Source organism: Sulfuritalea sp., from assembly GCF_017302275.1.
Classification (GTDB): domain Bacteria; phylum Pseudomonadota; class Gammaproteobacteria; order Burkholderiales; family Rhodocyclaceae; genus Sulfuritalea.
Window position 1 is genome coordinate 119,812 of the sequence record NZ_JAFLDR010000009.1, and the last position, 12,036, is coordinate 131,847.

8 protein-coding genes and 3 pseudogenes are annotated in these 12,036 nt (G+C 64.9%); 10 read left to right on the plus strand and 1 reads right to left on the minus strand.

The window, feature by feature from the left end:
* Positions 1-154 precede the first annotated feature (154 nt).
* The 4 genes from J0M27_RS07155 to J0M27_RS07170 all read left to right on the plus strand — a co-directional run bounded on the left by J0M27_RS07155 (position 155) and on the right by J0M27_RS07170 (position 4,893).
* Positions 155-1,357, plus strand: a complete 1,203-nt coding sequence (locus tag J0M27_RS07155; RefSeq protein WP_294989139.1) for a PAS domain-containing sensor histidine kinase — start codon at positions 155-157, stop codon at positions 1,355-1,357.
* Positions 1,342-2,736, plus strand: coding sequence for a sigma-54 dependent transcriptional regulator (locus J0M27_RS07160; protein WP_294989142.1), 1,395 nt, complete (start codon positions 1,342-1,344; stop codon positions 2,734-2,736). The genes J0M27_RS07155 and J0M27_RS07160 overlap by 16 nt, the downstream gene beginning before the upstream one ends.
* A 67-nt stretch (positions 2,737-2,803) precedes the next feature.
* Positions 2,804-3,130: a flagellar hook-basal body complex protein FliE gene (gene fliE / locus J0M27_RS07165; RefSeq protein ID WP_294989145.1), complete on the plus strand. Its 327-nt coding sequence runs from the start codon at positions 2,804-2,806 to the stop codon at positions 3,128-3,130.
* A gap of 248 nt (positions 3,131-3,378) precedes the next feature.
* Positions 3,379-4,893, plus strand: a complete 1,515-nt coding sequence (locus J0M27_RS07170; RefSeq protein WP_294989147.1) for a carbonic anhydrase family protein — start codon at positions 3,379-3,381, stop codon at positions 4,891-4,893.
* Here J0M27_RS07170 and J0M27_RS07175 read toward each other — a convergent pair.
* A complete protein-coding gene (locus J0M27_RS07175) occupies positions 4,890-8,435 on the minus strand; it encodes an ATP-binding protein (RefSeq protein WP_294989150.1) in 3,546 nt (1,181 codons plus the stop codon). The genes J0M27_RS07170 and J0M27_RS07175 overlap by 4 nt on opposite strands.
* Before the next feature lie 408 nt (positions 8,436-8,843).
* Here J0M27_RS07175 and J0M27_RS07180 point away from each other — a divergent pair, with 408 nt between their 5' ends.
* From J0M27_RS07180 to J0M27_RS07195, 6 genes and pseudogenes are all read left to right on the plus strand, one after another.
* On the plus strand, positions 8,844-9,266 hold the full coding sequence (locus tag J0M27_RS07180; RefSeq protein ID WP_294989152.1) for a hypothetical protein: 423 nt from the start codon (positions 8,844-8,846) through the stop codon (positions 9,264-9,266).
* 79 nt (positions 9,267-9,345) lie between these two features.
* A pseudogene (locus J0M27_RS21330) lies at positions 9,346-9,966 on the plus strand (DUF3391 domain-containing protein); the annotation flags it as partial.
* 95 nt (positions 9,967-10,061) lie between these two features.
* Positions 10,062-10,208 (plus strand): annotated as a pseudogene (locus tag J0M27_RS21335) (HD domain-containing phosphohydrolase); the annotation flags it as partial.
* 135 nt (positions 10,209-10,343) lie between these two features.
* Entirely contained in the window at positions 10,344-10,535 is a 192-nt protein-coding gene (locus J0M27_RS21340; RefSeq protein WP_365962337.1) for a hypothetical protein, read from the plus strand.
* On the plus strand, positions 10,535-11,374 hold the full coding sequence (locus J0M27_RS07190; protein ID WP_294989155.1) for a class I SAM-dependent methyltransferase: 840 nt from the start codon (positions 10,535-10,537) through the stop codon (positions 11,372-11,374). Before J0M27_RS21340 ends, J0M27_RS07190 begins: the two co-directional genes overlap by 1 nt.
* A gap of 110 nt (positions 11,375-11,484) precedes the next feature.
* Positions 11,485-12,036, plus strand: a pseudogene (locus J0M27_RS07195) (GGDEF domain-containing protein); the annotation flags it as partial.

The window sequence follows — 12,036 nt, forward strand, 5'->3', positions numbered from 1 at the left end:
TGTTTACAGTGTTGATTTCGGGGAAATTCCGCCCGCGTGCAGAGTATGGAGCGCCCCGGCAAGCCTGATTCCGGAAAGAAGCAGCGATTTTTGCCGGTATATCGGCTACCCGTTTCCTTGTTTGCGGGCACCGATTCTGCCATTATCGGAACACATGTCCCACCCTCCCGTTCCTGCCCAGTCTTCCGCAGCTCCGGCATCGTCCGCGCAGGTTGCGCCGGGCGAAGCCTTGCGCCTGACCGAGGCGTTCCGCATTTTCAGCCGAGCTTCCGAGGAGCTTAGCGGCGCCTATAGCGAACTGCAGGGGCAAATGGTCAGGCTTACGGAGGAACTGGCGGCGGCCAACGGCGCCTTGCGCCAGCAGTACCAGGAAAAGGCGGCCCTGACCGAAAGATTGAGCCTGCTGCTCGATGCGCTGCCGGCTGGGGTAGTGGTACTCGATGACGCGGGCAGCGTGGTCCAGCTCAATTCCGCAGCCAGCGATTTCCTCGATGAGGCTAAAGTCGGCGCGAATTGGGCGGCAATTTACGGCAAGTCGCTGATGCCGGGCGATACGCCGGGGGAATTCCTCTGCGCTACCCGTCACCTGGCGGTCGATGTGACCCCGCTGGCTTCGTCCGGGGGGCGCATCGTGCTGCTGCACGACATCACCGAAGCGCATCAGTTGAAAATCCAGGCCGAGCGCAACCAGCGGCTCGCCGCGATGGGTGAAATGGCCGCGCAACTGGCCCATCAGTTGCGCACGCCGCTAGCTGCGGCGCTGCTCTACGCGGGAAACCTGGAGAACACCGACCTGCCGGCGGCCACCAGCGCCGCCATCGCGCAGAAGACCGTTGGCCGGCTGAAACACATCGAGCGCCTGATCCAGGACATGCTGCTGTTTGCGCGGGGCGAAGCGCTCGGTCGCGAACGCATTCCCGTGGCCGAGTTGCTGGCGGAGTTGACGCAGAACGTCGAGCCGCTGGTGCAGCGCAGTGGCGCTCGGTTCGTGGTCGCCGACCGCAGCGGCGGTGGCCAGCTCACCGGCACCCGCAAGTCCCTGGTCAGTGCCCTGACCAGCCTCTTGGAGAATGCCCTGCAGGCCGTAGAAGGGATCGATGCCGCACGCATCGATCTTTCCGCGACATGCGCCGAGGGAGCCCTGCTATTCGTCGTGCAGGACAATGGTCGCGGCATGGACAGCGCGACCGTCAGTCGCCTGTTCGAGCCTTTCTTCACCACGCGCGGCGAGGGCACCGGCCTTGGCCTCGCCATTGCCCGCGGCGTGGTCCGCGCCCACGGCGGCAGTATCGATGTCCGCTCCAGCCCCGGTTCCGGGGCCGAATTCATTGTCAGCCTGCCATGTCCGAGAAATTGAGCATCCTCGTCGTCGAAGACGACGACGCGCTGCGTGACGCGTTGCAACTCACGCTCGAATCCGCCGGCCACGAGGTCACCGGCGTCGACGGGGGACCGGCGGCACTCGAGGCCTTGCGGCAACAGACCTTCAACATGGTCGTCTCCGACCTGCGCATGAGTCCGATGGACGGCCTGGTCCTGCTCGGCGAGATTCGCAGCCGCCATCCCGGCCTGCCGGTGCTGCTGATGACCGCCTTCGGCGATGTCGACAAGGCGGTCGCCGCGATGCGCGGTGGCGCTTGCGACTTCATGCTCAAGCCGTTCGAGCCGAAAGCCCTGATCGAGCAGATCGCCCGCTATGCGACGCCCCCGGCACCGGCGGCGGGGGTGGTCGCCGTCGACGCCAGGACGCGAGCGACGCTGCTGCTCGCCGCGCGCGTGGCGCGGACCGATGCCACGGTACTGCTGACCGGCGAATCCGGGGTCGGCAAGGAAGTCTTTGCGCGCTACATCCATGAGCAGTCGGTGCGGGCGAAAGGCCCCTTCGTCGCGATCAATTGCGCGGCGATTCCGGACAACCTGCTGGAAGCCACGCTGTTCGGCTATGAAAAAGGCGCATTTACCGGCGCCCAGTCGGCGCAGGCGGGGAAATTCGAGCAGGCCAACGGCGGCACGTTGCTGCTCGACGAAATATCCGAAATGCCGCTGGGCCTGCAGGCCAAGCTGCTGCGCGTGTTGCAGGAACGCGAAGTCGAGCGGGTGGGGGGCAAGAAGCCGGTGCCGCTCGACATCCGGATTCTCGCGACTTCCAACCGGGACATGGCGGCCGAAGTCCGCGCCGGACGGTTTCGGGAAGACCTGTTCTACCGCCTCAACGTCTTTCCGCTGGAGATACCTGCGTTGCGGGAGCGTCCCGGCGACATCGTGCCGCTGGCACGCCTGACCCTGGCAAAAATGGCCGCTGCTGCCGGTCGGGCGGCAGTTTTTGCCGCTTCCGCGGAGGTGCGGCTAGGCGCCCATACCTGGCCGGGCAATGTGCGCGAGCTGGAAAACGTCGTGCAACGCGCCCTGATCATGGAATCGGGCAAGGTGATCGAGGCGGCGGCGCTGCCCTTGGGCGAGACTCCGCCGCTGCATCCGGCATCCGCGCCGGTTGCCGCGGAAACTGCCGTGGCTGCCGTACCGCCAGCGCCGACTCCTGCTGACGGCATTGCTGGCGTGGCCGCTCCCACCAACATGAAAGACCTCGAACGGCAGCATATCCTCGAGGTGCTGGCCAGCGTCGGCGGTTCGCGGCGCAAGGCCGTGGCCATCCTCGGCATCTCCGAACGTACCCTGCGTTACAAGCTCACCCAGTACCGCAGCGAGGGATTTTTCAGCGGCAGCGAGGACGAGTGAGCTATGTCCGGATTTGGCACGAAGATTGCTGATCGCCTGCTGAAGAATACCCTGCGGATCAAAGACCATGACGATCGATACACGACAACTGGACCAGATGCTTTCCGAGCTGCGAGCCGCGTCGGCGCTGACCGGCGGCAAGAGTTCGGGCACGTCGGTGCCGACGGGCGGTCCGGATTTCGCGCAGGTGCTGAAAAGCACGATCGACGATGTCAGCGCCGCCCAGGCCGACGCGCGCAAGATGGCCGAGGATTTTTCCAGCGGCCAGAGCGACGTCAATCTGCAGGACGTGATGATCAACCTGCAAAAGGCCAGCCTTTCGTTCCAGCAGATGGTCCAGGTGCGCAACCGGCTGGTGACGGCCTATCACGACATCATGAACATCCAGGTCTGATTTTCCGCGCTCGTCGATTTTGGCTGACAGTTCGGCATGGCACCGACGAACGGACCGTTAAAGCTTGACCGCGTGGTGCCGTTACCCAGTTCAGAAAGGCCGCGAGCACGTCGGCGCCGGATGAGTCGTTTCCGTTCGGGGTTGCCGGGGTGCGTTTGCCAGGCCACGCGCCGGTAGCCGCCGATAGAATCCTGCCGGCGCGGCCCGGACTGTCGATGACATTGAGGGAAATCATGTCTGCACCGTGCATGCGGTCGTTCTTGGGTCTGCTGGCGCTTGCCGGCGCCTGCCAGGGGTCTGCTCTCGCTGGTCAATGGCAGGGCGTCGTTTCCGGCCGCAGCGAGACCATCGAAATCGACCGGGCGAGCATCGTGCCTGCGGTCGGTGGCGCAACGGCGTGGAGCCGCATCGTGCTCGACCGCGCGGTAAAGGATCCGGGCGGAAGCTATGACGCCATCCACGCGCTCAATCTTTACGACTGCAAGTCGCGACGGTTCACAACCCAGCGCCGCGCTTATTTCAATGGCGATACCCCCGTTCGCGAGGAAGAGGTGGCACGGCAGCGCGCCAATACGGTGGCCGTCGGCAGCATCGATGAAACCTTGTTCAACGTTGCCTGTCGTGCCGTTGCGACGGGCAAACTCGCCCTTCCATCCGTGGCGGACAAGGCGGCAGCGGAGTCGACGGCAGGTGTGCGTCCGGCGGCGATACACGCGGACATGCGAACCCTTGCGTCGGATACTTCAGAGCGGAAGTTGACGCCGGTGGCAGATACCTCTCCGGTGGTTCCGGCCGAAAAGCCCAAACTGATCGTCCTGCCGCCGATCGACAAGGCGGCGGCGGCCCAGGCGGCGGCGGCCGCCGGACAACGGTCCGCGTCGCCGCCCGCGGCAACGGGCGTCACGCCGGTACCGGCGGGCAAGATGGCCACTCCAACCGCGCAGACAACCGTTGCGACCGAGAGTCCCGCCGACAAGCGCAGGCGCGAACTGCACTACGCCAATTCCGGGCCGCCGCGGGACACGCGCAAGAAGGCAGCCGCCGGGCCGTCCGCTTCGGTCGAATCGCAAAAACCCGTGATGCTGCGCGACATCCCGTGGTCATACGAGGGCGACGGCGGCCCGGCGAACTGGGGCAGGCTTCGCGCCGACTACGCCGCCTGCGCTACCGGCAAGCGCCAGTCACCGATCGACATCCGCGACGGAATCCGGGTCAATCTGGAGCCAATCAAGTTCGAATACGCGCGCACGCAGTTTCGCATCGTGGATACCGGCCATGCGGTCCGGGTTGGAGTCGGGGCTGGCCTTGGCCTGCGGGTGATGGGCAAGCGTTTCGAATTGTCGCACCTGGAGTTCCGCCGCCCCGCGGAAGAGCGCGTCAACGGTCGCACCTATGACATGTCCGTGCATCTGGTGCATCGGAGTGACGACGGACAGATCGCGGTGGTCGCGGTGCTTCTGGAAAAAGGCGCGGAGCACCCGCTGATCCAGACCCTCTGGGACAACCTGCCGCTGGAGCCTGACCTCGAGGTCGCGCCCGAAGCGGCCATCGACCTCAACGTGTTGCTCCCGGAAAACCGAGCCTACTGGACCTACATGGGATCATTGACGACGCCGCCGTGCACCGAAGGCGTGCTCTGGATGGTGCTGAAGCAGCCGGTTCAGGTCGCGGCGGAGCAGGTCGCGATATTCGCCCGCGTCTTCCGCAGCAACGCGCGCCCGGTTCAGCCGGGCAACGGGCGCCTGGTCAAGGAGTCCCGCTAGCCCGTATCGCGCAGCGCGTGGCGCAGGTCATCGACCAGGGTAGCCATCGCGTCGATCAGCGTGTTGCAACAGGATTCGATCGTAGCCCCGTCAGCCTGTTCGCGCAGCGCCTGGTGCAGTGCCGCGGCCGCCGTGGCCACCGGGCGGGCACCGATGGTGCCGGCCGCTCCCTTCAGCGTATGAGCAAGCCGCTGCATCACTGGCAGGTCGCCGCCGGCCAGCGCAGCGCGCAGTTGCGGAATATCGTCGGCATGGGTTTCCGCAAACAGCCGCAGCATCTTCGCGTGCTTGGCGGCGTTGCCGCGAACCAGGGCCAGGCCGTGTGCGACATCCAGTCCGCCAACTTGCGCGAGCTGTTGACGCCATGCCGGATCATCGGCCGCAACTGTCGCCCCGGTCTGTGTGTTGGATGATGGCGGGTTCGACGGCGCGCCCGTCGCCTGCACTGCATTCGTGGTCTTGGGCAGCCATTTAAGCAGGGCAGCATAGAGGTCGTCGGGATTCACCGGTTTCGGCACGAAGTCGTCCATGCCGGCTTCCGCGCAGGCGCGGCGATCTTCCTCGAAGGCGTTGGCGGTCATCGCCAGGATGGGCGTCGCGGTTCGATCGGGCAGGGAGCGGATCAGTCGTGTGGCCTCGAGGCCATCCATGCGCGGCATCTGCATGTCCATCAGTACCAGTGCATAGGGGGCGCTGCGGAATTTTTCCACGGCCTCCAGGCCATCGACGGCGACATCGACCGCGAGGCCGGCGCCGTGCAGCAGTTCCATCGCCACTTCGCGATTGATCGCATTGTCCTCGGCCAGCAGCAGGCGCGCGCCGCCATGCCGCTGGCGGAGCTCCGCCTCGATGTTCTCGACCGGGGGGATGCTGGTTGCCGGCATGATGCCGCGTCCGCGCTGCAGGCGCGCGGTGAACCAGAAGGTGCTGCCCACTCCCGCCGTGCTGTCAGCGCCGACTTCTCCTCCCATCAAATCGGTCAGCCTTCGGGTGATGACCAGGCCGAGCCCCGTGCCGCCGTGCTTGCGGGTTGTCGAGGCATCGCCTTGTTCGAACGCGTGGAACAGGTTCGCCATTTTCTCCGGAGCGATTCCAATCCCCGTGTCCTCGACTTCGAAGCGCAGCAGCAGTTCGTCGCCGGCATCCTCGAGCAGGCGGGCGCGCAGCGTGACGCTGCCACGCTCGGTGAACTTGATGGCATTGCCGGCGTAGTTGAGCAGCGCCTGGCGCAGCCGCGTCGGATCGCCACGCAGCCAGACCGGAACCCCTTCGGCGTCGATCCTGATCTCCAGGCCCTTGCGACGCGCACGGTCCGCAGTCAGCGAGCGCACCTGGTCGAGCACCGACGACAGCGGGAAGTCCGCATGTTCCAGTGTCAGCTTGCCGGCCTCGATCTTGGAAATGTCCAGGATGTCATTGATCACGGCCAGCAGATGGTTGGCGCTGGTGTCGATCTTGCCCAGCTTTTCCATCTGCTCGGGGGTAGGATTCGCGCGGCGCAGGATGTGGGTGAGACCGATGATGGCGTTCATCGGCGTGCGGATCTCGTGGCTCATGTTGGCGAGGAACACACTCTTGGCCATGTTCGCCGCGGCCGCCGCCTGCATCGCTCCCGCCAGTTCGACGGTGCGTTCCGCGACGCGGGCCTCGAGCCTGTCGTTCAGTTCGCGCATCTCGAGCTCGGCGCGCTTGAGCTCGGTGATGTCGCGCACGATGACGAGAACCCCGATCACGGTGCCTTCGGAGTCGCGCAGCGGCGACGTCAGGTCCGAGGCCCATCCGCGGCGGCCACTCTTCCCCGTGTCGAACTGATACTCGATCCGATTGGGCATTTCGCCCCGGAGCGCGCGTTCCAGTCGCGGCACGACACCGACCTCGGCGAAAAAGGGAAATACCTCAACGGGCAGGCGGCCGATCACGTCCGCCGCGGCGCGGCCGCTGAGCTGTTCCATGAAGGGATTCCATACCTTGAAGCGCAGATCGGGACCAAAGACGACGATACCCTCCTGGGCGCCGGCGATGATCTGGCGATTCAGGTGGCTGGATTCCTGCAAGGCCAGTTCGGTCCGGCGGCTGTCGGTGAAGTCCTTGACCATGCCGCGCAGGCGCAGGGCGCGTCCGTCGGCATCGTATTCCAGCCCGCCGAAGCCGCGCACCCAGCGCTCGCTTTGATCGACCTGGCGAACGATGCGAAAGGCCTTGTCGAAGGGCTTGCCCTCTGCCAGCACATCGTCCTTGATGTGGTCGATCACCATCAGGCGGTCTTCCGGATGAATCAGCGCCGCCCAGCCGTCGATGGATCTATCGTAGCCTTCGTCGATGCCGAAGATCTCGTCGAAGACGGGCGAACTCGTCCACCGCGTGGTGTCGGCGTCGATTGCGTAGCTGCCCAGCCCGGCGATGCCTTGCGATTCGGTGAGCAGGCGTTTGCTCTCCCGCAATTCCTCTTCGCGCTGGCCGACGATGCCCAGCAGGCGGTTGAAGCCGCCGATCAGGTCGCCGATTTCGTCGTGCCGAGAGATCGCCAGCGGCGCAAGCGGGGTCGCCGACTCGGACATGGCGCCCAGGGTGCGCGCGGCATCGCTCAGGGGGGTCAGTTGGCGCCTGAGCAGCCACCACATCAAGCCGCCCGCAAGGAGGGTGAGGAAGATAGCCGCGATCAGCATGCGTTGTTCCATGGCGCGAATCGGGGCGAAAGCTTCCTCCGTCGGCAGCATCGCGGCGAGGTACCAACCCGAGCTCGGGATCGACTTGGCCGAAGCCAGCACTTCCACGCCCACCGGATTGACGAAACGCGCCGACCCATCATGTCCGGCCATGAACTTGTCTATCGCCGGAATCGCGCCGGCGGCCGGCAGTTTTTCCATGATGCGAGACTTGTCGGTCGCGGTAACAATCATCCGCTTTCCTGGCGATAGCAGCAGGTAGCCACCGGTCCGGCCCTGGCGGTTCTGCACCAGCCGGTCCAGGAAGTTCGGCAGCCCCAGGTTGATCACGCCCGTCAGGGCACCCGTCACTTCCCCTCTGGATCCATGGATGGGCACGGAAATTCCGAACACCGGTGACTGGAGCTTCTTGCCGAGGACCGGATCGCTGATCGTGGTCCGCCCATGCCTCAGCGCGGCGGCCACCGCCTCGACATCCATGTAGTTGACGCCGACCCGTCCAGTTTCTACCGGGAATTCGGCAACGGCAGTACCGTCCTGTCGATAGACCACGGTGCCGCCGGTGAACATGTTTTTCAGACCGGAATGGCGGGCGAGGAATCCGTTTAGCGCTTCCGTCCCTTCGGTCAGGTGCGGGGCCGCGGCCCTGGCTTCGTCCCGCAGCAGATTCAAGCGGATCGAGAGTTCATGGTCGATTTCGCTGGCGACCAGCGACACGGTCGAAAACTGCTGGTCGCCGAGCAGCTTTTCCATGTCCTCGCGCAAGGTGCGGCCGCCGAAAAGAGTCAGCGACCAGACGCCGATCAGGAAAATCGCCTGGGTGAACAAGATCACTCGAACCTTGAGTGACCACCCTTGCATGAAGTTCCAGTTCACTCGGTAGTGTCCGTACGATGGGCTTGGTTGGTGAGGGAGGCAACACGCGGGAGTCCGCGGGGCATGCCGCCTGAAAATCCAGTGGCGGCATACGGGCGTCAGGCTCTGGCTGCAACTCTAGCATTTTCTGGATGGCGCTTGGGTTGCAAGCGTCGGTCTGCGCGAGCATGAGGCGATGCCGGGGCGCCGATCCCGGATTAGTCGTGTCGCCCCCGCGAATCGTTCGCGGCCGACCACGACATTCTCCAATGGAGGATAATCGCTTGCCTAACTGTCGCTTCCGGCGGACGGTCATCGTCACGTCAGGGTGGCTATTGGCCTGTCGCCACGGTGGCAGGGCGGGGTGCGGCGGATGCGATCATCCGCAACATTGCCCCGGGTTTTCCTACCATGCGGAGTCGGGACGAAGTGAAGAAGTTCGCGTTACTGCTGTCGATCATGTTGCTTGGTGCCTGCGGTGATACACAGACGGCATTCGTCAGCGAAGGCAATGCCGACCAATCGATTTCGGTGATCCGCGAGCAGGCGCACGCCGGCGGTTCGTGGCGGTCGACCCTGATTGTCGCCGGCATGCCGCAATGCCAGCGCCGATTCGCCCTCCAGGATGGTGCGACGGACCACTTCCGGATTGACGTGTATCGGCCCGGCCCCGGTCTTTATATCCTCAACGCCGGCAAGCGCTGGGACGTGGTCGAGTTGACGAGTTGCGGCTACCAGACATACAAGACGCCCCCGCCCGAACCGGGTGAATTGGTTGGCAGCTTCGAGATGGCCGACGGCAGGCTGCGCTATTCGGCCAAGCCCGCGCGCCCTGGGAAGCCGTCCCGGTAAGCGAGCGAATTGCGGGCCGACCAGTGCAAGGATCTTTTTCATGTTGAAACGAATTGCCGTCAGGAACCTGCGGCTTGGTATGCATATCCACGAACTTTGCGGATCGTGGATGGACCACCCCTTCTGGCGCACGCGCTTTGTACTGCAAGATCCCGAGGATCTCCGCCGATTGCGCGAAAGCGGGGTTACCGAACTGTGGATCGATACCGGAAAGGGGGTCGATGTTTCGGTCGCCGAAACGGTTGCCGAGGCCGCTTCCGAAGCCGAGGTCGAGGCTGAAATCGAGCGCCAGCTGGCGCAGGCAGAACTGGCCGAGGCGACGCCGAAGGCGATACCGATGGCCGAGGAGGTCCAGCGTGCGGCGAAGATTTGCGCGCGCAGCAAGAACGCCATGGTGTCGATGTTCGAGGAAGTGCGCATGGGCAACGCGGTATCCGCGGGATTCGCCGGCGCCCTGGTGGACGAGATATCCAGTTCGGTAATGCGCAACCCCGGCGCCCTGATCAGCCTGGCGCGCCTCAAGACTGCCGACGACTACACCTACATGCATTCCGTTGCCGTATGCGCGCTGATGGTGGCCCTGGCGCGGCAACTGGGCCTGGACCAGGGACTGATCCGCGAACTCGGGATGGCGGGCCTGTTGCACGACCTTGGCAAAGCCCTGGTGCCCACTGAGGTGCTCAACAAGCCGGGCAAGTTGACGGACGAAGAATTCGCCATGATCAAGCGCCATCCATCCGACGGCCACCGGCTCCTCGTCGCGGGGGGGCGGTTGGTGGGATTCCGCTGGACGTCGTGCTGCACCATCACGAAAAGGTCGACGGCAGCGGCTACCCCAAGCGGCTCAAGGGAGACGAGATCAGTCTCTACGCAAAAATGGGCGCGGTATGCGACGTCTATGACGCCATCACGTCGAACCGGCCGTACAAGGCGGGCTGGGATCCGGCGGAGTCGATCCGCAAGATGGCCGAATGGTGCCATGGCCATTTCGACGAGAGCGTATTCCAGGCTTTCGTCAAGTGCCTCGGCATCTACCCGATCGGGTCGCTGGTGCGGTTGGCGTCGGGGCGCCTGGGCGTGGTGACCGAGCAGACCGGAGCGTCCTTGCTGGCGCCCCGGGTCAAGGTGTTCTTCTCCATCCGCGCGCAAGCCCATATCCCGCCGGAAGTCGTCGACCTGTCGCGGCCGGGGGTCAAGGACAAGATCGTCAGCCGCGAAGATGCCGCTGCCTGGGGCCTGAAGAACGTAGAGCAACTCTGGGCGCCCTGATGCGCAGCGCGCGTAGGGAAGCCACGGCCTCGACCCCGGCGCCCTCCGGGCGGATCCGCCTGTCGCCCGCTGGCGCGTCGGGGCGCAACCCGATGCTCTCGGCGCTGGCCGCGCAAGTTATCGGCGTTGTATTTGCCGGATTGCTTGCCGCGGTCCTGATACCGCAACTGTCACGACAACCGCTGGCTTTGGCTGCCTTGCAGGGCGCTTGCGCGGTGCTCGCCTCGTGGCGGCTCGGCGAACCCGCATGGCGCCTGCCGATCCATGCCATTTTCATGCCATCGGCGGTCCTGGTGCATGGAATGGATCTCCCCGTGTGGTTGTGGCCGGCCGGTTTGGTTCTGCTGCTGCTGGTGTTCTGGCGAACCGATCGCAGCCAGGTACCGCTCTTCCTGAGCAACCGGAAGTGCGGCGATGCCGTCCTGGAGCTGCTGCCGGCGACCCCGTGCCGCGTGCTCGACCTGGGCTGCGGAGACGGAGCACTACTGCGCCAACTGGTGCGCGCGCGGCCCGACTGCCGCTTCGTCGGCATCGAACACGCGCCGCTTCCCTGGTGCTGGGCCTGGCTGTCGGCGCGCGGCAAAGGCAACCTGGAAATCCGCCTGGGCGACTTCTGGAATCATTCACTGGAAGGCTATGCGCTCGTGTACGCCTTCCTCTCTCCGGCGGCAATGCCGCGGCTGGCGATCAAGGCGGACAATGAAATGACGACGGGCGCGCGGCTGGTCAGCAACAGCTTTCCGTTCCCGGATCGAAAGCCTGAGGCCGTGGTCGATGTCGTCGACCGGGGCCACACACGCCTGCATGTCTATGCGCCACTGAAGACCCAGTGGCAGTGATGCATGGTGCGGGAATACAATGCCACGGCATTGCGGGGATACGCGGCGCATCGATCGCGGCGGCACAGAACTTGCAACGATAAGTTGGATAGATGACTCAAAGGTAAATCATGGCCGAGCCCACGAAATTGACGGAAATTGAGATCGCTCGCGAAACCCTGCGCGGACTTGCCGCGAAGAAGATTCCGCCGACCCCGGACAATTACCGCACACTGTACTGCGAGATAGCCGGAGTTGCCGCAAGGAGCCCCTTTCCCGAGCGGGAGTTGAAGGCCTTGCAGGCAAGCCTGCCGCGTACCGGTGCCGAACAGCTCAAGTTCGCGCGGCAGCTGGAGACGGCGATAACCAAGGGCAGCTGGGAAAACCTGGGTACCGCCCTTGCCGATCTTCTGGGCAAGTCGGGTGGTGACCAAGCGAATTGGCCCGCACTGGTGCGCGAACTGCTGGTACAACTTGAAACCCACCATGCCGGACTGACCGCCGCGCGCAAGAAGGAAGCGCTGGACCACGTGCTTTCCGGTTCCGGGGCGTCCGATCTGCTTCTGTCCCGCCTGCAGTCGCTGATCCGTTCCTGGTCGCAGAACGCCGTGGTGGAGCGGAACGACCGCTCCGCCACCGAGGCCGTCGATGCGCCTGCCGCGGCCGTCGCCGCCGTCGCGCCG

Coding starts and splice junctions, on each gene's coding strand:
- J0M27_RS07155 (WP_294989139.1), top strand. CDS start 155: ATGTCCCACCCTCCCGTTCCTGCCCAGTCTTCCGCAGCTCCGGCATCG.
- J0M27_RS07160 (WP_294989142.1), top strand. CDS start 1,342: ATGTCCGAGAAATTGAGCATCCTCGTCGTCGAAGACGACGACGCGCTG.
- fliE (WP_294989145.1), top strand. CDS start 2,804: ATGACGATCGATACACGACAACTGGACCAGATGCTTTCCGAGCTGCGA.
- J0M27_RS07170 (WP_294989147.1), top strand. CDS start 3,379: ATGCGGTCGTTCTTGGGTCTGCTGGCGCTTGCCGGCGCCTGCCAGGGG.
- J0M27_RS07190 (WP_294989155.1), top strand. CDS start 10,535: ATGCGCAGCGCGCGTAGGGAAGCCACGGCCTCGACCCCGGCGCCCTCC.